Annotated in this window: 19 protein-coding genes and 1 riboswitch; of the genes, 9 read left to right on the plus strand and 10 right to left on the minus strand. The window is 73.7% G+C overall.

Annotated elements, in window-relative coordinates; all coding sequences use genetic code 11:
• Positions 1-269: 269 nt before the first annotated feature.
• Positions 270-992 carry an MgtC/SapB family protein gene (locus BM051_RS23480; RefSeq protein ID WP_092535081.1) on the minus strand — a complete coding sequence of 241 codons (723 nt, stop codon included), beginning with the start codon at positions 990-992 and terminating at the stop codon, positions 270-272.
• 293 nt (positions 993-1,285) lie between these two features.
• Here BM051_RS23480 and BM051_RS23485 point away from each other — a divergent pair, with 293 nt between their 5' ends.
• Positions 1,286-1,999, plus strand: a complete 714-nt coding sequence (locus tag BM051_RS23485; RefSeq protein WP_092534565.1) for a sulfite exporter TauE/SafE family protein — start codon at positions 1,286-1,288, stop codon at positions 1,997-1,999.
• 24 nt (positions 2,000-2,023) lie between these two features.
• Here the strand turns inward: BM051_RS23485 and BM051_RS23490 are convergent, their stop codons facing one another.
• From BM051_RS23490 to BM051_RS23520, 7 genes are all read right to left on the minus strand, one after another.
• Positions 2,024-3,637, minus strand: coding sequence for an alpha/beta hydrolase (locus BM051_RS23490; protein WP_092534568.1), 1,614 nt, complete (start codon positions 3,635-3,637; stop codon positions 2,024-2,026).
• Positions 3,638-3,811: 174 nt separating this feature from the next.
• A complete protein-coding gene (locus BM051_RS23495; protein WP_424923308.1) occupies positions 3,812-4,414 on the minus strand; it encodes a nitroreductase/quinone reductase family protein in 603 nt (200 codons plus the stop codon).
• A complete protein-coding gene (gene egtD / locus BM051_RS23500; protein ID WP_092534571.1) occupies positions 4,414-5,403 on the minus strand; it encodes an L-histidine N(alpha)-methyltransferase in 990 nt (329 codons plus the stop codon). The genes BM051_RS23495 and egtD overlap by 1 nt, the downstream gene beginning before the upstream one ends.
• Positions 5,400-6,185 carry an ergothioneine biosynthesis protein EgtC gene (gene egtC, locus BM051_RS23505; RefSeq protein ID WP_092534574.1) on the minus strand — a complete coding sequence of 262 codons (786 nt, stop codon included), beginning with the start codon at positions 6,183-6,185 and terminating at the stop codon, positions 5,400-5,402. The genes egtD and egtC overlap by 4 nt, the downstream gene beginning before the upstream one ends.
• Position 6,186: 1 nt before the next feature.
• On the minus strand, positions 6,187-7,533 hold the full coding sequence (egtB, locus tag BM051_RS23510; protein ID WP_092534577.1) for an ergothioneine biosynthesis protein EgtB: 1,347 nt from the start codon (positions 7,531-7,533) through the stop codon (positions 6,187-6,189).
• A complete protein-coding gene (gene egtA, locus BM051_RS23515; protein WP_092534580.1) occupies positions 7,530-8,843 on the minus strand; it encodes an ergothioneine biosynthesis glutamate--cysteine ligase EgtA in 1,314 nt (437 codons plus the stop codon). The genes egtB and egtA overlap by 4 nt, the downstream gene beginning before the upstream one ends.
• Before the next feature lie 89 nt (positions 8,844-8,932).
• Positions 8,933-9,856 (minus strand): LysR family transcriptional regulator, encoded by a 924-nt coding sequence (locus BM051_RS23520; protein ID WP_092534583.1) that lies wholly within the window; start codon positions 9,854-9,856, stop codon positions 8,933-8,935.
• Between the two features lie 253 nt (positions 9,857-10,109).
• Here BM051_RS23520 and BM051_RS23525 point away from each other — a divergent pair, with 253 nt between their 5' ends.
• From BM051_RS23525 to BM051_RS23555, 7 genes are all read left to right on the plus strand, one after another.
• Entirely contained in the window at positions 10,110-11,291 is a 1,182-nt protein-coding gene (locus BM051_RS23525) for a Glu/Leu/Phe/Val family dehydrogenase (RefSeq protein ID WP_092534586.1), read from the plus strand.
• 71 nt (positions 11,292-11,362) lie between these two features.
• Positions 11,363-12,004 carry a TetR/AcrR family transcriptional regulator gene (locus tag BM051_RS23530; RefSeq protein ID WP_092534589.1) on the plus strand — a complete coding sequence of 214 codons (642 nt, stop codon included), beginning with the start codon at positions 11,363-11,365 and terminating at the stop codon, positions 12,002-12,004.
• 59 nt (positions 12,005-12,063) lie between these two features.
• On the plus strand, positions 12,064-12,630 hold the full coding sequence (locus BM051_RS23535) for a TIGR03086 family metal-binding protein (RefSeq protein ID WP_092534592.1): 567 nt from the start codon (positions 12,064-12,066) through the stop codon (positions 12,628-12,630).
• 314 nt (positions 12,631-12,944) lie between these two features.
• Positions 12,945-14,288 (plus strand): hemolysin family protein, encoded by a 1,344-nt coding sequence (locus tag BM051_RS23540; RefSeq protein WP_166677828.1) that lies wholly within the window; start codon positions 12,945-12,947, stop codon positions 14,286-14,288.
• Positions 14,285-15,334: a hemolysin family protein gene (locus BM051_RS23545; protein WP_092534598.1), complete on the plus strand. Its 1,050-nt coding sequence runs from the start codon at positions 14,285-14,287 to the stop codon at positions 15,332-15,334. The genes BM051_RS23540 and BM051_RS23545 overlap by 4 nt, the downstream gene beginning before the upstream one ends.
• Before the next feature lie 71 nt (positions 15,335-15,405).
• Positions 15,406-16,296, plus strand: a complete 891-nt coding sequence (locus BM051_RS23550) for a 3-methyladenine DNA glycosylase (RefSeq protein ID WP_092534601.1) — start codon at positions 15,406-15,408, stop codon at positions 16,294-16,296.
• 101 nt (positions 16,297-16,397) lie between these two features.
• On the plus strand, positions 16,398-17,054 hold the full coding sequence (locus BM051_RS23555; protein WP_092534604.1) for a substrate-binding domain-containing protein: 657 nt from the start codon (positions 16,398-16,400) through the stop codon (positions 17,052-17,054).
• A gap of 7 nt (positions 17,055-17,061) precedes the next feature.
• Here BM051_RS23555 and BM051_RS23560 read toward each other — a convergent pair whose 3' ends face one another.
• Complete coding sequence (locus BM051_RS23560) at positions 17,062-17,883, minus strand: helix-turn-helix domain-containing protein (RefSeq protein ID WP_243859756.1); 822 nt, start codon at positions 17,881-17,883, stop codon at positions 17,062-17,064.
• An 85-nt stretch (positions 17,884-17,968) separates the two neighbouring features.
• Here BM051_RS23560 and BM051_RS23565 point away from each other — a divergent pair, with 85 nt between their 5' ends.
• Positions 17,969-18,460, plus strand: a complete 492-nt coding sequence (locus BM051_RS23565; RefSeq protein ID WP_092534610.1) for a PaaI family thioesterase — start codon at positions 17,969-17,971, stop codon at positions 18,458-18,460.
• 460 nt (positions 18,461-18,920) lie between these two features.
• Positions 18,921-19,020: riboswitch (glycine riboswitch) on the minus strand.
• 100 nt (positions 19,021-19,120) lie between these two features.
• On the opposite strand, the gene BM051_RS23570 is transcribed toward BM051_RS23565, so the two are convergent.
• Positions 19,121-19,687: a MerR family transcriptional regulator gene (locus BM051_RS23570; RefSeq protein WP_092534613.1), complete on the minus strand. Its 567-nt coding sequence runs from the start codon at positions 19,685-19,687 to the stop codon at positions 19,121-19,123.
• Between the last annotated feature and the right edge of the window lie 92 nt (positions 19,688-19,779).

A 19,779-nucleotide genomic window follows, 5' to 3' on the forward strand; every position in this document is an offset into this window, starting at 1 on the left:
ACCCACGACAACGGCACCACCACCGAATTCGACGCCACCGTCCGCATCGACACCCCCGGCGAAGCCGACTACTACCGCCACGGCGGCATCCTGCAGTACGTGCTGCGCAAGATGATCGCCAGCTGACCCGGCACGAGAGCGGGGCCCCGGTGTCGCCACCGGGGCCCCGCCGTGTCTCCGCAGTGGACATCGGGCATGGACATCGGGCATGGACACCGGCCGTGGACGTCGACTGTGGACCGCGGGGGGCGTTCGCGCCTCGCCGGCGATCACCGTGCCGCGTGGTCCGGCTGTTCGACCTCCCAGCGGACGCTGGACACCGCGGGCTCCAGGCTGAGCCGGCTCACCGCCGACTCCATCTGCGCGTCGTCGCGGTGGTCACCGACCAGCTCGGCCCGCACCTCCACCACCCCGCCCGGTGGCACGTCGGCGCTCTGCACCGCCAACAACCGGAAGTCGGTGCGGGTCAACGCCTGCACCAGCAACGCCCGGACGTGGGCCTCGGCGTCGTCCCGGGTCGCCGCCCGGAACGTGTAGTGCGCCGGCACCTCACCGCCGGTGTCCGGACGCCGGTCCAGTGCCCGGCCGAGGGCGCGCAGCACGATGTTCACCGCGATCACCACCACCGCGCCGGCGGTCGCGACCTGGAACAGCCCCGCGCCGGCGAGCGCGCCCACCGCGGCCGAGCACCACAGCGTGGCCGCCGTGTTGAGGCCGCGGACGCTGAGCCCGTCGCGCAGGATGACACCGGCGCCGAGGAACCCGATCCCGGAGACGATCTGTGCCGCCACCCGGGTCGGGTCGGCGTCACCGCTGGTGTCCAGTCCGCCGAAACCGTGCGCGGACAACAGCACGAACAGGGTGGCCCCGACGGCCACCAGCGCGTTGGTGCGCAGCCCCGCCATCCTGGCGCGGAACTGCCGCTCGAACCCGATCGCGGCGCCGAGCCCCACTCCGGCTCCGACCCGCAGCAGCATGTCCATTGTGATCATGGTCATCGGCCTCCCTGGCGTGCGCACAGCCAGACAGGTCGCGACCGAACTCGACTACCGGCGCGAGCGGCGGCACAGGGCGCGCGCGGGAACGGCGAGCGTGCTCAGCGCCCGGGCCGCGGGAGGCGGGTGCCGGTGGCGGCGCCGGGTCGGGTCCGGTCGGAACTGTCTTCCGGCATGTGCCGCTCACCTCGCTTCCCGTACTCGTGACGTGAACTCGTGATGTGATGGGCGATGCGCGGGCGCATCGATCAACTTGGCCACTGTACCCGGTGCCCTGCGGAGGAGGACGGATGTGGGGTGTGGTCTTCGTCGCCGGCGCGGTGGTGCTCGTCGGCGCGCTGGTGCAGGGCGCGGTCGGCTACGGCATGAACCTCGTTGCCGCCCCGTTGCTGGCGTTGCTCGACCCAGCGCTGGTGCCGGTGCCACTGCTGCTGGTCGCCTCCGGGCACGCCGTATTGGCGATGGCCAGGGAACCCGCCGACACCGACTGGCGGGGCGTCGGCTGGGCGATGCTCGGCCGGCTCCCCGGCACCGCGCTCGGAGTGCTGGCGGTGGCCACGCTGCCGCAGCGGCCGTTCACCGCGCTGGTCGGCGCCGCGGTGCTGATCTGCGTCGTCCTCTCCGTCACCGCCTGGCGACCGCGGCCGGTACCCGGGGCACTGATCGTGGCCGGCGTGGCCAGCGGGACGTTGGGCACCGCCGCCTCGATCGGCGGCCCACCCATCGCCCTGCTGTACCAGCACGACACCGGACCCAGGATCCGCGGCACGATGGCGGCGGTGTTCGCCGGTGGCTCGCTGCTGTCGATCGGCGGGCTCGCGCTGGGCGGCCAGATCGGGCCCCGTCACCTGCTGCTCGCCGCGGCGCTGCTGCCCTTCCTCGTGCTCGGGTTCCTGCTCTCCGGGCCGGTCCGCCGCGTCCTCGACGGCCGCATCCGCTACGCGGTGCTCACCGTCGCGTCCGCCAGCGCGGTCACCCTGCTCGTACGCAGCGCTGTCAGCTGACAGCGCTGCGTACGACGACGGAGGTCAGCCCGCCGGCGGAGCACCGAACGGCCGCTCGTCCGGTTGGTACACCCGCCCCGGCGGTGGCGTGACCAGGTCGACCAGGTAATCCGCGGTCGCCTTGTCCACGGCGGTCGACTGGCCGAGGATGCAGTGCCCGAACGCGTCGACCGACAGCAGCCGGGCGAAGCCGAGTTGGTCGGCCATGCGACGGGAGAACTCGTACTGGGTAGCCGGGTCGTGGTAGTTGCCGATCACCAGCACCGGGTGCTCCGTCGAGGCGTTCCACGGGCCGCGGTAGGCGTCACCCTCTCGTGCCGGCCAGGCCGGACACCCCGCGGCGTCGGCGAATGCCTGGGTCCGCCCGAAGTTCGGCGACTCCCGTTCCCACTCCGCGGCGATCTCCGGCACCCCGTCCTGCCGGTGCCGGAACACCTTGTCGGCGCAGTTCACCCCGAAGTACGAGTCGTCCGTGGTGTACGGCGTGTCGGGCAGCGCGTCCAGCCGCGCGTTCTGCGGGGGGTCGAACAACGGTTGCAGGTCACGGGCGGTCGGCGACACGTCCGGGTTCGACGGCGCGTGCGCGATGTCGTACAACACCTGGAGGACGTTCGCCAAGTCCGGAAGGGTCCTGGCCGAGTACAGCGAGCCGGCAACCCCGGAGGTGAAGGAGTTGATGGTCACCCGGTTGCCGTCCGGCAGCGTGATCGGGCCCCGTCGCAACCTCTCTCGCAGCGCGGCGAACTTCCGCTTCGGCTGGTCGGCGCCGAAGGCGCAGCGGTCCCCGGCCCGCTCGCACTCGGTCAGGAAGGCGTCCAGCACCCGCTCGAACCCCTGTGCGCGCTCCCGGTCGTACCGCAGGCCGTCCTTGGTGCGCAGGGCCGGATCGACGTTGCCGTCCAGCACCATGGCGCGGACCTTCAACGGGAACATGTTGGCGTAGGTGGCGCCGATGAGGGTGCCGTACGAGAAGCCCACGTAGTTGAGCCGCTCGTCCCCCACCGCGGCGCGCAGCAGATCGAGGTCCCGCACGACGTTCTTGGTGGACAGGTGTTCCAACAGCGCGCCCGCGTTGCGCCGGCAGAACCCGGCGTAGTCCTGGTACGCCGCCAGGGTGCCGGAGATCTCGGCCCGGCTCAGCGGCACCGTCGACTGACTGCCGAGCACCTCCCGGGCGTCCTCGACGGTGGCGAAGCACTGCACCCGGTGACTCTGCCCGACGCCGCGGGGGTCGAAGCCGATGATGTCGAACCGGTCGAGCACCGGCTGGTCGAGGAAGCGGTCGGCGACGACGGGCATCGTCCGCCCGGCACCGCCCGGGCCGCCGGGGTTGAGGAACAGGGAGCCGATCTTCGACTCGGGGCTGTCCGCGGCCCTGCGCAGCAACGCGAGATCGATCGAGCCGAGCTCGGCGTTGTCGTGGTCCACCGGCACCCGGAACCAGGCGCAGCTGTACCGGTCGTGCTGGTCGGCGGGGATCTGTCGCAGCGTCGCCTCGTCGCAGTCCCCCCACCGCACCGCTGTGGTGGCCCCGTTCTCCGCGACGGGAGCGGCCGTCGCGGTCACGGCGGGCACACCGGTCATCAGCAACGCCGTCACGGCCGCACCGAGCATCGCCCTGCCCCAAGCGTTGACCATCGCATCCTCCCAAGGCGTCACCGTCCGCGCACGTTCGGGTGCGCAGCGCTGCCGAATGAGGCGAAGAATGCCACAAAGGGGGATCACGCGCATTCACCGGGAAGGATGGTGCAGTGCGACGGGCGTGTCGCCGCACCGGCGCGGGCCGTCGCGCCGGATTGTTCCGGTCGCCGCTCAGTCCCCCCTGGTGAGGACGAAGATCGGCAGCCGGCGGCCGGCGGCGGCGCGCTCCATCGCGTACCCGGGCCAGAACTCCAGCAGCTCCGCCCACAGCTCGTCGTACTCGCGGCCGTGGACCTCCCGGGCCCGCACCGGCACCGTGGCGCCGCGGATCGCCACCGTGGTGTCCGGGTGCGCCCGCAGGTTGTGTGCCCAGGCGGGATCCCGGCGGCGACCCCAGTTCGACGCGGTGAGCACGAGGTCGTCGCCGCGCGGCAGGTACAGCAGGTTGTTCTCGCGGGTCAGCCCGGTCCGCCGACCCCGGCTGCTGAGCCGCAGCCACGGCAGCCCGGCGAGCGTCACCAGGCCGAGCCGGCCGCGGGTGAGCCGGTGCAGCCAGGTGTCCGCCCGGACGACGGCACCGGCCCGCCGCATCAGCCACGGCCGGGTGCCCAGTGCCCGGGCCAGCGCCGGTACCAGGTCGCGCCCCGGCCACCGCGACGAGCCGGCACCGCGGCCGGTTCCGCGCCGCCCTCGCCCGGGCCGGCCGGTCACCTGCCGCCGTACTCGGCCCGGCCCGCCCGGCGCCGCCCCTCGCCAGTCCCTCCCCTCGACCATCAGGCCCCCGCCGGGCGGCGGACGGCCCGGGCCAGGGACACCGCGAACCGCCCCTCGTCGTCGGTCCACCAGTGCTGGACGGCGAACCCGGCGTCGCTCAGTTCCGCGGTCACCCCCTTGCGGCGGAACTTCGCCGAGATCTCGGTGCGCACGTCCTCGCCGGCGGCGAAGTCGACCACCATGTCCGCGCCGGGGATGCGCACCCGCATCGCCTCCCGCGCCCGCAGCCGCATCTCGATCCACTCGGCCTCGGCGTCCCAGTGGGCCACGTGGTCGAACCGCTCCGGGTCGAAGTCCGCGCCGAGCCGCGCGTTGATCACCCGCAGCACGTTGCGGTTGAACTCCGCGGTGACACCCGCCGCGTCGTCGTAGGCGCGGACCAGCACGTCGGGATCCTTCACCAGATCAGTGCCCAGCAGCAGCCACTCCCCCTCGTCCAGCACGTCGCGCACCGACCGCAGGAACGCCGCGCGCTCGGCCGGGGTGAAGTTGCCGATGGTGCCGCCCAGGAACACCACCAGCCGGGGCGGCTCGCCGGGCAGCAGGTCGAGGTGCTCGGTGAAGTCACCGACCACGCCCCGCACCCGCAGTCCCGGGTAGTCGGCGGCGATCGCGGCGGCGGCCTCGGCCAGCGCCGGCTCCGACACGTCGAGCGGCACGAACGCGCGCAGCGTCCGCCTGCCCCGCAGCGCGTCCAGCAGCAACCGGGTCTTCTCGCTCGACCCCGAGCCCAGCTCCACCAGCGTGTGTGCCCCGGTGAGCTCGGCGATCTCCCCGGCGACCCTGGCCAGCACCGACCGTTCGGCCCGGGTCGGGTAGTACTCGGGCAGCTCGGTGATCCGCTCGAACAGCTCGCTGCCCCTGCGGTCGTAGAACCACTTGGACGGCAGCCACTTCGGTTCGACGGCCAGGCCGGCGCGGACGTCGGCACGCAGGGCCGCGTCCAGGTCCCGCGCGCTGCGCGGCACGTCCAGGTCGACATCGGTCATGACGGTGCGGTGCTCCCCTCCGCGTCGGCGGGATCGATCGGGTGAGTCTCGACGGTGACAATGCCCCCGCGGCGGCGCACCAGGAGCGCGCGCCCCTCCGGCACCGCCGTCCAGCCGGGCTCGCCGTCACACGGTTCCGAGGCCACGACCACGCCGTCTGGGGTGTGCCGCACCGACAGGGCGTGGGTCCACGCGGTGGCGACGGCCCGCTCGCCGTCGGTGAGCAGGAGGTTGAGCCGTGATCCGGGCGCGGCGCGGGCCACCTCGGCGACCAGGCCGGTGACCGCGGCGAGCGGCTCCTGCCCGCCGCGGAGGCGGTCCCTCAGCAGGGCCCACAGCAGGGCCGAGTCGGTCGGCGCCTCGAGCCGGAGCAGGTCGGTGACCGGCAGCTTCTCGGCCAGGCCGGCCACCGAGTCCGGCCAGCCGGTGACCACGCCGTTGTGGCTGAACAGCCAGCGGTCGGACCGGAACGGCGCACAGGTCGCCTCGCTCACCGGCATGCCCGGCGTGCCGGACCGCACCGCGGCCAGGAACGCCGTGGTGCGCACCGAGTCGGCCAGCCCGGGTACCGACTCGTCCGCCCACAGTGGACCGGTACGGCGGTAGCGCACCGGGGTGCCCTCCGACGTGTACCAGCCCAGGCCGAAGCCGTCGACGTTGACCGTGCCGCCGCAGCGCATGTCGTGGGGGGCGTGGGACTGCCGCAGCAGCGAGTGCGGCGCCCGCAGCAGCAGCTCGGCGGGTGAGTCCGGCGCGCCGAGATACACCAGGTGCCGGCACATGTCAGGCGTCCCTGGCGCAGCGGAACCCGGCGAAGATCTGCCGGCGGATCGGGAAGTCCCAGTTCCGGAACGTGCCCCGGACGGCGACCGCGTCGGTGCCGAACGAGCCGCCGCGCAGCACCTTGTACTCGCTGCCGAAGAACACTTCGGAGTACTCGCGGTAGGGGAACGCGACGAAGCCCGGGTAGGGCCGGAAGTCGGAGCTGGTCCACTCCCACACGTCGCCGACCAGCTGGTGCACGCCCAGCGGCGAGGCACCGGCCGGGTAGGCGCCCACCGCGGCCGGCCGCAGGTGCCGCTGGCCGAGGTTGGCGTGCTCCGGCCCCGGGTCGGCGTCACCCCACGGATAGCGGCGAGACCGCCCGGTCGCCGGGTCGAAGCGGGCCGCCTTCTCCCACTCCGCCTCGGTGGGCAGCCGCTTGCCGGCCCACGCCGCATAGGCCGCGGCCTCGTGGTAGGACACGTGCACCACCGGCTCGTCGGGCGGCACCGGCTCGACCACGCCGAACCGGGTCCGGTACCAGCCGTCCCGCTCTCGCCGCCAGAACCGCGGCGCGCCGATGGCGTGCTCCTGGACGTAGGCCCAGCCGGCCGCGTTCCACCACCGCCGCTCGCCGTAGCCGCCGGACTCGACGAACTCGAGGTAGGCGCCGTTGGTGACCGGGGTGGTGTCCAGGAAGAACGGGGCGACGTGCGCCTCGTGCGCGGGCCGCTCGTTGTCCAGCGCCCACGGCTCGGTGGAGGTGCCCATGAGGAACGGCCCGCCGGGCACGAACACCTCCGGGGGCAGTGGCCCCGCCCTGCGGACGGGTGGCGGCGGCGCGTGCAGCACCGGCTCGCCCCTGCGCAGCTGGTGGGTGGCCAGCATGGTCTCGTCGTGCTGCTGCTCGTGCTGGGCCAGCATCCCGAAGGCGAACGCCGACTCGGTGAGCCGGCGGCCGGTGAGCGGGACGTCGGCCAGCACGTCGAACGCCTTGTCCCGCACCTCGGCGACGTAGGCCCTGGCCTCGGCGGGGCCGAGCAGCGGCAGCGCCGGCCGGTCAGCGCGCGGGTGCTGGAAGGCGTCGTACAGGTCGTCGATGTCCGGGCGCAGCGGATCGCGGCCGCCCACGTCGCGCACCAGCCAGAGCTCCTCCTGACTGCCGATGTGCGCGAGGTCCCACACCAGTGGGGACATCAGCCGGGAGTGTTGGCGCACCAGGTCGGCGTCGTCCACCGCGTCGGTGAGCGCCGTGCTGCGGGCCCGTGCGTGGTCGAGCACGTCGGCGGCGTGCGTGCGCAGCCGCTCGGCGCCCAGCTCGCGCAGCCGGTTCGGCGTCTCCGTCAGGCGGTCGGTCGGTCCGCTCACCGCCGCTCCTCCTCTCCCCCGTGGTCCAGCCGTCGCTGGAGGTCGTCGATGATGGTCATGACGGTCGCGGCGGGCAGGCCGGTCCCGGTACCGAGCTCGGCGAGCTCGGCACAGCCCAGGTCCACCACGGCCCGCCCGGCGGCGGCGAGCCGGGCGTCGGTGAGGCCGTGCCGGGCCGCGTCCTCCCAGCGGTCCGCGACCGGGGCGCACGCCGCCAGCGCCCGGTCCACGGTGGCCGGCCGGGCGAGCAGCGCGGTGAGCAGCGCCACCGGTGGCAGCCAGCGGCCGGGTGGCTGCGCGTCCAGGTAGCGGATCTCCAGGTAGCCGCGGGGCCGGACCGGGGTGAACATCGTGCTCAGGTGGTAGTCGAGGTCGGCGGTGGTCGGGGGATCGAGCCGTGCGCCGGCGCCGCGCCCGGCGATCCAGTCCGCGAACGTGAGGCCGGGTGGGGCGTCCCACGGCCCGTCCCGCCGGCGCAGCACCATCACCGGCGTGTCCATCAGCCGGCGGGCCCAGTCGGTGACCGGGTCGCGCGACGGCGTGCTCGGGTGGGTGCGGCACCGCTCGGTGCGCAGCACCGCGAGCCAGCGGGCGGACGCGCAGCCGGTGTCGACGCCGGCGTGCCGCGCCGAGTTGGCGAACAGCGCGACCAGGACGGGGCCGAGCGCGTGCACCAGCGCCCACCGGCCGGGCAGCGTCGCCCGCTCCCCGACGTCCACGCACACCTGGAGCGCGGCCGTGCTGCACATCATGGTGATCCCGCCGGGCCCTTCGGGCGCGAAGCGCCGTTCCATGGCGGTGTAGCGGGGGGTGGCCAGCATCCGCGCGGGCGGCCGGTGCGGGTCGATGCCCGAGGTGCCGAGGGACAGCCCGACCGCGGCCAACCGTTCCCGGAGGTGGGCGAGGTCGGCGTCGGCCACGGCGGCGAGCGCGCCGAGCGAGGTCTGGGGTGGTGGGGAGATCTCGATCTGGCCTCCGGGTTCGAGGGTCACCGGTGAGCCGTGTGGAAGGGGTTCGGCCGGGCTGTCCGGCGCCACCGTGCGGGGCGCGTGCGGACCGAGCGCGGCGACGAGGTCGGCGGGATCCAGTGGACGGGTGGGGTCGGCGGTGCGGTGGACGGTGTACTCGAGCTCGACGCCGATCCGCCGCGGGGGGCCGTTCCTGAAGCAGACCGACGCGACGTAGGCCTCACCCTCGGCACGGTCGGCGAGTATCCGCGCGGTCCGGTTCACCGCGGCCTGGTCGGCCTCGGCGGAGCTGGCCGCGGTGTGGAACGGGGAGCGGGGATGGCGCTCGTGTACGGCTGTCATGGCACACCACCTGGCGTCAGTCGGAGGACCCGTCGACTAGGAACCTACGCAAAGGATCCGACAAACGCAGTGCCCTGCGTGGTTCCGGTTCAGGGCAGCGGCGCGCGGGCGCCGAGGCCGAGCTCGGCGGCCGCGCCCCGCACGGCGTCGATCACCAGGTGCAACGCGGGGCGACGGGCCGCGGTCCGCCGGTAGGCGATGGAGACCGTGCGCATCACCGGATCGGTGAGCGCGACGATGTCCACCCCCGGCGGGCGCAGGGAGAGCCCGAGGTCGGACACCAGCGTGACGCCGAGCCCGGCACCGACCATCGCCAGCGCGGTGGCCTGCTCCCCCACCTCGTGATCGATGGTCGGCTCGAACCCGGCGCGCTGGCAGGCGATCCGCACCGCCCTGCCGAAGTGGCTGCGCGGACCGGCCAGGATCCACGGCTGCTCGGCCAGGTCCTGCAGGGACACCACACCCGCCGGCACCGTGCCCACGGGCACCGCGGCGTGCAGCCGCTCCACCGCGATCACCGCCCGCTCCAGGGCCGGGTCCTCGGGCATCGGGTAGTCCGAGTAGTCGATGACGAAGGAGAAGTCCAGCGTGCCGTCGCGGACGGCGCCAGCGGTCTCCTCCGGCGTCAGCTCGCGGGTGCGCACCTCGATGCCGGGGTGCGTGGCGGCCAGCGCGGACAGGGCCGGCGGCAGCAACCCGGACGCCACCGACGCCCACACGCCGGCGGTGAGCCGCACCGACCGGCTCTGCTGCGCCTCCTCCAGCGCCATCGTGGCCCGCTCCACCGCGCCGAGGATCTCCTCGGCGTGCTCGGCGAGCACCATGCCCAGGTCGGTGAGCTGGACTCGGCGGCCGAGCCGCTCGAAGAGCTTCCCGCCGACGTCCCTTTCGAGCTGGGCGAGCTGCTGGGACACCGCCGACGCGGTGTAGTGCAGCGCGGCCGCGGCGGCGGTGACCGTGCCGCGCCGGCGCAGCTCCCGGAGCATCCGCAGCCGGTGCAACGAGAGCTCCATGCAGGAAGCGTAAACGGAACCCTGCATGATCCTTAACTGGACGCGCGGCGCCGGCCGGTCGCACCCTGGTGTCGTAGGAGTCGCCTCGCGGTCGCCGTCGGCGGACCGCCGCACCGCATCCCACAGCACGCCGCCCGTCGCCAGCGGGCGGGTGAGTCCTGCGCGCGTGCGGCCGCCCGGTGTTCGGGAGGAGACCGGATCCCGGGACGGTCCCGGGCATGGGCGAGCAGGAGTCGACCAGGAGGTGGGGAGCATGCAGAACACCGAACCGCTGCTGCGGCTGACGTGGACCGACCCGGTGACCGGCACGCACGGCTACCTGGTCGTGCACACCTTGGTCGCCGGCCTGGCCACCGGCGGGACCCGGATGCGCGCCGGGTGCACGCTGTCCGAGGTGGAGGACCTGGCCCGCGGGATGGCCGCCAAGACGGCGGTGTTCGGCCTGCCGGTGGGCGGCGCCAAGGGCGGCATCGACTTCGACCCCAAGGACCCGCGCGCGGTGGGGGTGCTGGAGCGCTTCTGCCAGGCGATGCGGCCCTGGCTGGACGCGCACTGGGTGACCGCGGAGGACCTGGGCGTGCCGCAGCACCTCATCGACGAGGTCTTCGCCCGGCTGGGCCTGGGGCAGTCCTACCACGCGGCGATCCGCCGATCGGCCGACCCGGAGCGGACGCTGCGCCGGGTGCAGGCCGGGCTCAACGCGCCAGTGCCGGGCGGGCTGCTGCTCGGCGACGTGGTCGGCGGGTACGGCGTCGCGCAGGCCTGCCTGGGCGCGGTGGCGGCCGGCGAGTGGGACGACGCGGCGACCACCGTGGCGATCCAGGGCGTGGGGACCATGGGCGGGGCCGCCGCGTGGTACCTGCACGAGGCGGGCCTGCGGGTGGTGGCGGTGGCCGACGCGGCCGGCACCCTGTACGACCCGGCCGGCCTGGACGTTCCCGCGCTGCTGGAGCTGCGTGACGCGTTCGGGGAGATCGACAGGGCCGGGGTGCCGCCCGAGGTGCGCCGGCTGCCGCGCGGCGCGGTGCTCGGGGTGCCCGCCGACATCCTGGTGCCGGCGGCGATCTCCTACGCGATCACTCCGGACAACACCGTGGACGTGCGGGCCAGGGTCGTGGTCGAGGCGGCCAACGCGGCGACCACGCCGGAGGCCGAGGCGATGCTGGCCGCGCGGGGCATCCCGGTGATCCCGGACTTCGTGGCCAATGCCGGCGCGGCCGCCTGGGCGTGGTGGTTGCTGCTCGGGCAGGTCGGGGCCGACCCCGGGGACTCGTTCCTGCGGTTGCGCACGGAGATGCAGGCCAAGGTGTCGCTCCTGCTCGCCCAGTGGTCCGCGGTCGGCGTGCCGCCGCGACGGACGGCCGAGGAGCTGGCCGCCGCGCAGCGTCACACGGAGGCGCCGGTGCCCGAGGCCACCATGGTCACCATCCCCTGACTGGGGGCCGACCTGTCGCAGTACGTACGTACGGATTGCGATCTGACGATCCCTGGTGACAGGATCGGGGAATGCCACGGGTCAGTCAGGACCACCTCGACGCGCGCCGGCGTCAGATCCTCGACGGCGCGCGGATGTGCTTCGCCCGGTACGGCTACGAGGGTGCCACGGTTCGCCGGCTCGAGGAAGCCACCGGGCTGTCCCGCGGGGCGATCTTCCACCATTTCCGGGACAAGGAGTCGCTGTTCCTCGCGCTCGCCGAGGACGACGCGGTCCGGATGGCGGACGTCGTCGCCGAGCAGGGCCTGGTGCAGGTGATGCGTGACCTGCTCGACAGCGACAAGCAGGACCGGCGGGATGGCCCGTACCCGGCCGACTGGCTGGGCACGCGGTTGGAGGTGTCCCGACGGCTGCGCACCGACCCGGAGTTCCGGGCCCGGTGGGCGGAGCGGTCCGAACAGCTCACCACCGCGACCCGGCGCCGGCTGGAGCGCCAGCGCGAGGCCGGCAACCTGCGCGACGACGTGCCGCTGGGCGTCCTCACCAGCTTCCTCGAGCTCGTGCTCGAGGGGCTGGTGTCGCACCTGGCGATGGGGTTGCCCGCCGACGACCTCGGCCCGGTGCTCGACCTGGTCGAGGAGTCGGTCCGGCGGCACCGGGCCCGGGATGAGCCGGTCCGGCGGCCCGGGTCGGCCGAGTACGCGCCGAGCTGAGCCCGTGCCGAGCTGCGGGAGGCGGCGGCGCGTGGTGCAGTAGAGGACTTGGAGGTGTCATGGACCTGCTCGACGCGCACGGCCGCGCGATGCGCGGCTTCGACCGCACCATCCACCAGGTCGGGGACCACCAGTGGGCCGAGGCCACCCCGTGCACCGACTGGACCGTCCGCCACCTCGTCAATCACGTGGTGAGCGAGCAGCTGTGGGTGCCGCACCTGCTCGCCGGGGAGGCCCTGGACGACGTCGGGGATCGCTACGCCGGCGACGTGCTCGGTGGCGACCCCGCCGGCACCTGGCGCGCGGCGGCCGCCGCGGCCCGCGCCGCCTGGATCGAACCGGGGGCGCTGGACCAGCGGGTGCACCTCACCAGCGGACGGATCGACGCCACCGAGTACGGCTGGCAGATGACCGTGGACCTGGCCGTGCACGGCTGGGACCTGGCCCGCGCCATCGGTGTGCCGCACCCCATCGAGGACGCCGTCGCCGCCGAGTTGCTCGACCGGGTCGCCCCCGAGGTCGAGCAGTGGCGGGACGCGGGCATCGTCGCCCCGCCGGTCCCGGTGCCCGCCGACGCCGACCCGCCCGACCGCCTGGTCGCCCTCCTCGGCCGCGACCCGCGATAACCGCACGGATCGCGGAATCTACGTTCGGGACGGCGAGACCTCCGTTCGGGGGCACGGGCGCTACCCGCGAGGCTGCTCCAGGGGGACACCCGCCCCGAGCAGCAGCCCCGAGGCGCACCGCACCACACTGGACACCCGGTCACGCGGGCGAGGACCGGGCGGTCCGACTAGGATGGGGCACCATCCCGTGAGTCTCTTCGAGGAGTGACTTCCCCCGTGCGCGCAGCACCGTCACCCGACGGCAGTACCAAGCCGGGTGACGAGCCCGGCTTCCCCGTCTCCCCCGCCCCGCACACCCCTGGCGGTCGCGGCTGATGGACGTCCTGCTCGCCATCGGCGGTGTGCTGTTCGTGGTGCTGCTGACCATCGGCACCGGCCTGGCCGTCGCCGCCGAGTTCTCCCTCACCGCGCTCGAGCGCAGCACCGTCCAGGCCGATGTGCGCCGAGTCGGCGACCGCAGGTCGAAGACCCTGCTGCACGCCCATCGCACGCTGTCGTTCCAGCTCTCCGGCGCCCAGGTGGCCATCACGCTGACCACGCTGGTCACCGGGTTCGTCGCCGAGCCGCTGCTCGGCGAGCTGGTCCGGCCCGCGTTCACCGCGCTCGGCATGTCACCGCCGGTGGCCCGCGGAGCGTCCCTGGTGGTGGCCCTGTTCCTCGCGACCTCGCTGTCGATGGTGCTCGGCGAGATGGTCCCGAAGAACCTGGCCGTCGCCAGGCCACTGCAGACCGCCAGGGCGGTGGTCGGCTACCACGACCGGTTCTCCCGGCTGTTCGGATGGCTGATCCGGCTGATGAACAACAGCGCGAACTGGGTGGTCCACAAGTTCGGCGTCGAGCCGCAGGAGGAGTTGCGCTCGGCCCGCTCACCCCAGGAGCTGGGCTCGATCGTGCGGACCAGCGCGGAGAGCGGCGCGCTGGACAGCGCCACCGCGCAGTTGCTGGACCGATCGCTGCGGTTCGGCGACCGCACCGCCGACGAGCTGATGACCTCGCGGGTGCAGGTCGAGTCGCTCACCGTGGACAGCACGATCAACGACCTCGTCGAGGCGGCGCTGCGCACCGGGTTCTCCCGCTTCCCGGTCTACGCCGAGGACCTCGACGACGTCCAGGGTGCCGTGCACGTCAAGCAGGCGTTCACCGTGCCGGCCGCCGAGCGCGCCCACGTCAAGATCGGCTCGGTGATGCGTCCGGTGCCGACCGTGCCCGAGTCGCTGCCCGGTGACGCGCTGCTCGACCGGCTGCGCGCCTCCCGGTTCCAGCTCGCCATCGTCGTCGACGAGTACGGCGGCACCGCCGGCATGGTCACCCTGGAGGACGTGGTCGAGGAGATCATCGGCGACGTCCGGGACGAGCACGACGAGCGCGAGGCCCCCGCGTCGCGGCGGCTCGGCACGGACAGTTGGTTGGTGTCCGGCCAACTGCGCGCCGACGAGATTCGCGACCTCACCGGCTTCCGGATGCCCGAGGGCGACTACGAGACCGTGGCCGGGCTGGTGCTGGAGCGGCTGGGCAAGATTCCGACCTCGGGCGAGTCGATCGACGTCGACGGCTGGCGGCTAACCGTGATGGCCATGGACCGGCACCGGATCGCGGAGTTGAGCCTGCGCCGCACCGGGGAGGGCACCACCGCGGCGCCGGAGGAGGCCGACCGATGAGCGACGCCCTCGCCATCTCGCTGATCGGCGTGCTGCTACTGGCGAACGCGTTCTTCGTCGGCGCCGAGTTCGCGCTCATCTCCTCCCGCCGTGACCGGTTGGAGGCGTTGCTGGAGCAGGGCAAGGCGCGCGCCCGGATCGTGATCAACGCCAGCCGCAACGTCTCCCTCATGCTGGCCGGCGCGCAGCTGGGCATCACCATCTGCTCGCTGTTGCTGCTGCAGTTCGGCGAGCCGGCGGTGGCGCACCAGTTGGAGGCGGCGTTCACCGCGCTCGGCGTCCCGATCCCGGGGTACGTGTTGCACGGGATCTCGTTCACCGTCGCGCTGGCCGCGATGACGTTGCTGCACGTCCTGATCGGCGAGATGGTGCCGAAGAACCTCGCGATCGCCGAGCCGGAGCGGCTGGCGCTGTGGCTGGTGCCGGTGCACGTTGCCTGGGTGAAGCTGGCGAACCCGTTCATCTGGCTGCTCAACTCGGTGGCCAACCTGGTGCTGCGGCTGGCGAAGGTGGAGCCCAAGGACGAGTTGGAGACCGCCTACACCTCCGACGAGTTCGCCGCTCTGCTCAGCGAGTCCCGCCGGGAGGGTTTGCTCGAGCAGGCGGAGCACCGGCGGCTCAGCCAGACGCTGTCGTCGGCGCAGAAGACCGTCGCCGACGTGCTGGTGCCGATGGCGGAGCTGAAGACGCTGCCGAGCATGCCGACGGTCGGCGACGTCGAACGGGTCGTGTCGTCGACCGGGTTCTCCCGGTTCCCGTTGTGCGCGGCCCCCGGCGAGCTGGTCGGCTACCTGCACGTCAAGGACGTGCTCGACCTGGTGGGCGAGGACCCGGACACCCGGGTGCCGGACAGCAAGGTCCGCCGGCTCACCCAGCTGCCGGCGAGCGCGCGGCTGGACGAGGCGCTGTCCGCGCTGCGCGCCGACGGCAGCCACCTCGCCTGCGCGCTGGACTCCGCCGGGGCCGTGGTCGGGGTGGTCGCCCTCGAGGACCTGGTGGAGGAGTACGTCGGCACGGTGCGCGACGGGACGCACGTCGCACTGTGAGCGAGCGTGCGAGCGAACCATTGACCGCGGGGATGCGTACGCCACCGACGAGCGCCAGCGAGAGGAGGCGGATGCGGGTACTGCCGGAAGCGGAGTGGCGGGCCCGGGAGCGCGCCCACGCCGAGCGGATGCGGGCGTGGACCCGGCCGCACCAGGAGCGCCGGGCCCGCGGGGAGAAGCACCCGGTGCTGGACTTCCTCTTCACCTACTACTCGCACCGCCCCGCGCACCTGGAGCGGTGGCAGCCGGGGATCGACGTGGTGCTGGCCGGTGCCGCCCGCCACTTCCTGGACCGGCCCGGCTTCCGGGAGGTCGACGGCGGTGTCGCCCTCGACCGCGGCGCGCTCACCCCGGCGCGGGCCCGCACCGCGCGGTTCGTGCTCGACCTGCTCACCGCGACGGCCGCCCGGTCGCCCCGGCTGAGCTGCTTCGGGCTGCACGAGTGGGCGATGGTCTACCGGTTGCCACCCGAGCGGGTGCGGCACGCCCAGCTGCCCCTGCGGCTGGGCACGGCCGGCACCGACAGGGTGGTGGAGTCGCTGGACATCCGGTGCGGGCACTACGACGCGTTCCGGTTCTTCACCGCGCCGGCCCGGCCGCGCAACGCGCTGCGGCCGAGCCGGGAGACCCAGCGCGACCTGGAGCAGCCGGGTTGCCTGCACGCCAACATGGATCTCTACAAGTGGGCGTACAAGCTCGACCCGTTCCTGCCGGCGGAGCTGGTGGGCGACTGCTTCGCGCTGGCCGTGGAGATCCGCGAGCTGGACATGCGGGCCAGCCCCTACGACCTGGGCGAGCTGGGCTACCCGCCGGTGCGGATCGAGACGGCCGAGGGGCGAGCGGAGTACGCGCGGGCACAGGCGGAGTTCACCCGGCGGGCGGCGCCGCTGCGCGAGCGGCTGATCGCGCGGTGCCGGGACCTGCTCGCCCCGGAGGACGGCGACCACGCGGAAAACAACTGAGCGTCACCACTTGCCGAGAAGCACTCGCCTGTTAGAGTGATAACGTTTTGGTTGCATACGGAGAGCAGCCACACATCGCCGTCTGTAGCGAGAGGACACCGATGGGCCGACACAGCAAGGTCGACCGACCGGCTCCACCGCGACCCGACGGTCGCACGTCCACCGGCAGCCACCGCGCCGTCGGTCGCACGCCCCGGCGGCGGATCGCCGCCTGGCCGATCGTGTGCACGGTCCTGGTGGCGCTGCTCGGCATGGGATGGCTCGGGCTGAGCTGGGCCGACGGGGTGCTGGCCAGCCGCGCCGAGGCGCAGGCGTCGAGCTGCCAGGAGGGTGACGCGACGCTGCGGGTGGTGGTCACCCCCAGCGCCGAGCAACCGGTGACCGCCGCCGCGGCCCGGTGGAACGAGGCCAGGACGGTGGTCCGGGCGCACTGCGTCCACGTGGAGGTCGAGGCGATGCCGTCGCGTCGGGTGCTGGACGCCCTGGCCGGCGCGACCAACCTCGACGCCATCGGCGGCATGCCGGCGGGGTGGCTGCCCGAGTCGTCCTGGTGGATCAGCGAGCTGACCCAGAACAGGCCCGAGATGATCGCCTCCCCCGCCGAGTCGGTGACCTCGGCCCGGGGCGCGGACTACCCGTTCCTCGGACTGTCCGGCGAGGGCATCGACGTGGTGCAGAAGCACGCGATGCAGTCGTTCCGGGCGTTCCTGCTGGAACCGACGCAGCAGGCCGACTTCGCCGCGGCCGGTATCGGGTAGCCCCCGGTCAGAGGTTCCCGTCGCCCCGCAACACGGCGGCGGTGGCGGCGTTGGCGGGGAAGAACGACTCGATCGACAGCTCGGCGAGCGTCACGTCCAGCGGGGTGCCGAAGGTCGCGACCGTGCTGAAGAACGCCAACTCGATGCCGCCGTACCGGAACCGCAGCGGAACGACGAGGTCACCGGGGTTGGGTGCCAGCACCTCGGGCACCGGCTCGGCGCACGGGTAGCCGCGCAGCTCGCGCAGCAGGTCGGTCAGGTCCGGGTCGGCGGTGACGTCGACCTCCCGGCGGAGCCGGCCCAGCAGGTGGGCACGCCACTCCCCCAGGTTGGCGATCCGGGGGGCCATGCCGTTCGGATGCAGGGTCGCCCGCAGCACGTTCACCGGTGGTTCCAGCAGTGCCGGCGCCACACCGTCGACCAGTACGGCGATGCTGCTGTTGGCCTCGACCAGGTTCCACTTCCGGTCCACCACCACGGCCGGGTAGGGCTCGTGGCCGCGGAGCAACCCGCGGACGGCGTCCCGGACCGCGGCGAGCTCGGGGGCGGTGAGGGCGTGCTCGGCGTAGACAGGGGCGTAGCCGGCGGCGAGCAGCAGTTGGTTGCGTTCCCGCAGCGGGACGTCCAGGTGCGCGCAGAGCAGCAGCACCATGTCCCGGCTCGGCGCGGCCCTTCCGGTCTCGACGAAGCTCAGGTGCCGGGCCGACACGTCCGCGGTGACGGCCAGCTCGAGCTGGCTGACGCGGCGCCGGTGCCGCCACTCGCGCAGCAGCTCCCCCACTCCGCGCTGGTGGTGTGTTCGCGGGGCGGGTGGGTGGGTCCTGGTCACGGGCCGACCGTACGGGGCGCGGGGCGGGACCGCCATTACCCCGGAGGTCATCGACTCGGGTCTCGCGAGCGGCCAGGGTGGCGGCATGAGGACGACACCGGATCCCGAGTTCCTCGCCGCGATGGCGGCCGCGCGTGACGAGCTGTCCGGCCGGGAGACGCTGGCCGCCATGGCCGAGGGTCGGCTGCCGCACCCGCGCGGCTATCACCGGATCGGGCTGCGGCTGGCGGCGGTGCGGACCGGCGACGTCGAGCTGGCCTGGACGCCCACACCCGAGGTGCGCAACGTGATGGGCGGCGTGGACGGCGGCTACACGGCGATGGTGTTCGACCAGGCATGCTGTACCGCGGCGGTGAGCGCCGGGCGCCGGTGCGACCCCATGGTGACGTTGAGCCTGAGCGTCGACTACCTGCTCCCACCGTCCGTCGGCGCGACCTACGCGGTCCGCGCCGAGCTGCTGCACGCCGGGCGGCGGCGGATGGTGACCGTGGCCGAGGTGCGCGATCCCGAGGGCGCGGTGCTGGCCCGCGCCACGGCGAGCGTGGTACCGGACGAGTCCTTCCACGCCGCCGGGTAGCCCGACCGGCGGCGACCGATCCTCGTCGCCCGTGCCGGCCCCGCGGGGGCTGGCGCTGGGCCGGGTCGGGCGTCCAGACATCACCGGCGAGACGCGTGCCGTGGTTCTCCCCCACCCTTTCGCCCGTGCCGGGCCCCGCGAGGAGGCCGGCTCCCAGGCAACGCCCGCCTGGCGAACGTGGAACTCGCCGTCCCGGGGATGGTGGCATCGCGCGCGGGGCGCGACCTACGGGTGCGCCGAGCGGACGGCGCTGGTTCGGCGGGTGGTCTGTCCCCGCCCCACGCGCGTCGGGCGTGCGGCCGCCGCGTGCACGTCGCCGGACGTGCCGGTGAGAACCGGCCCTCCCCCTCTGTCCGTGCCCGCCCGCGGGCGCCTGAGAGGTTCGCCCGGCTTTCCGCTGGGCTTGCACCGTCGGCGGGGTCGCCGGAGGGTGTCCCGCCGACCCGCTTTCCAGAGGCGTCTCACCCGCGCGGTCCTGGTGCCTGAGAGGTTCCGGGGAGGAGTTGCTCCTTCGGCGCCGGGCCCACTGTCGGTGGCCCGGTCTCTCCCGCGCGGGTTCGGCGACTGCGCGCTCACCCTACCGCGCCACCGGAAGCACCGGGCACGCGGTGCCGGCCCGCGTTGGCCACCGGCGCGCGCCGGTGATCGACGGCACGGGGTTCAGCCGGTACGCCGGGCCCGCCGCCGCTCGGACAGCTCGTCGGACACCACGTGCTCCACCACGCCACCGTCGGCGCGCTCCGCCGGGAACTCGTGGATCGTCCCGCTGATCTCCTGCATCGCACCGCTCACCGCGATGCCGAACACGCCCTGCCCGCCCTGCAGCAGGTCCACGATCTCCTCTGGCGAGGTGCACTCGTACACCGTGGTGCCGTCGGAGAACAGGGTCACCCTGGCGAGGTCCCGCACGCCGCGCGCGCGCAGATGCTCCACCGCCACCCGGATGTTCTGCAACGACACCCCGGTGTCGAGCAGCCGCTTGACGATCTTCAGGACGAGGATGTCCTTGAACGAGTACAGCCGCTGGGAACCGGAGCCGTGCGCGGTGCGAATGCTCGGCGCCACCAGCTGGGTCCGCGCCCAGTAGTCGAGCTGCCGGTAGGTGATCCCGGCGATCTGACACGCCGCCGGCCCCCGGTAACCGACCAGCTCGTCCGGCAACGACGCGTCGGGGAACAGCTCACCCTGCTCGCCGTCGGCAGCCCGGATCGGCTTGTCCTCGACCACGCATGCCTCCCCTCGCCCGGCCTCCTTGGCCGGCGAACGAACACTCCGAGGCCCGCGAGTGCGGCCTTCGGATCGACATCGCCGCCGGTCGG

The sequence above is a fragment of the Amycolatopsis arida genome (assembly GCF_900115565.1).
Classification (GTDB): domain Bacteria; phylum Actinomycetota; class Actinomycetes; order Mycobacteriales; family Pseudonocardiaceae; genus Yuhushiella; species Yuhushiella arida.

Bases quoted from the DNA above. Each gene is read 5' to 3' on its own strand.
- BM051_RS23480 (WP_092535081.1), bottom strand. From the start codon at position 992: ATGATCACAATGGACATGCTGCTGCGGGTCGGAGCCGGAGTGGGGCTC.
- BM051_RS23485 (WP_092534565.1), top strand. From the start codon at position 1,286: ATGTGGGGTGTGGTCTTCGTCGCCGGCGCGGTGGTGCTCGTCGGCGCG.
- BM051_RS23490 (WP_092534568.1), bottom strand. From the start codon at position 3,637: ATGGTCAACGCTTGGGGCAGGGCGATGCTCGGTGCGGCCGTGACGGCG.
- BM051_RS23495 (WP_424923308.1), bottom strand. From the start codon at position 4,414: ATGGTCGAGGGGAGGGACTGGCGAGGGGCGGCGCCGGGCGGGCCGGGC.
- egtD (WP_092534571.1), bottom strand. From the start codon at position 5,403: ATGACCGATGTCGACCTGGACGTGCCGCGCAGCGCGCGGGACCTGGAC.
- egtC (WP_092534574.1), bottom strand. From the start codon at position 6,185: ATGTGCCGGCACCTGGTGTATCTCGGCGCGCCGGACTCACCCGCCGAG.
- egtA (WP_092534580.1), bottom strand. From the start codon at position 8,843: ATGACAGCCGTACACGAGCGCCATCCCCGCTCCCCGTTCCACACCGCG.
- BM051_RS23520 (WP_092534583.1), bottom strand. From the start codon at position 9,856: ATGGAGCTCTCGTTGCACCGGCTGCGGATGCTCCGGGAGCTGCGCCGG.
- BM051_RS23525 (WP_092534586.1), top strand. From the start codon at position 10,110: ATGCAGAACACCGAACCGCTGCTGCGGCTGACGTGGACCGACCCGGTG.
- BM051_RS23530 (WP_092534589.1), top strand. From the start codon at position 11,363: ATGCCACGGGTCAGTCAGGACCACCTCGACGCGCGCCGGCGTCAGATC.
- BM051_RS23535 (WP_092534592.1), top strand. From the start codon at position 12,064: ATGGACCTGCTCGACGCGCACGGCCGCGCGATGCGCGGCTTCGACCGC.
- BM051_RS23540 (WP_166677828.1), top strand. From the start codon at position 12,945: ATGGACGTCCTGCTCGCCATCGGCGGTGTGCTGTTCGTGGTGCTGCTG.
- BM051_RS23545 (WP_092534598.1), top strand. From the start codon at position 14,285: ATGAGCGACGCCCTCGCCATCTCGCTGATCGGCGTGCTGCTACTGGCG.
- BM051_RS23550 (WP_092534601.1), top strand. From the start codon at position 15,406: ATGCGGGTACTGCCGGAAGCGGAGTGGCGGGCCCGGGAGCGCGCCCAC.
- BM051_RS23555 (WP_092534604.1), top strand. From the start codon at position 16,398: ATGGGCCGACACAGCAAGGTCGACCGACCGGCTCCACCGCGACCCGAC.
- BM051_RS23565 (WP_092534610.1), top strand. From the start codon at position 17,969: ATGAGGACGACACCGGATCCCGAGTTCCTCGCCGCGATGGCGGCCGCG.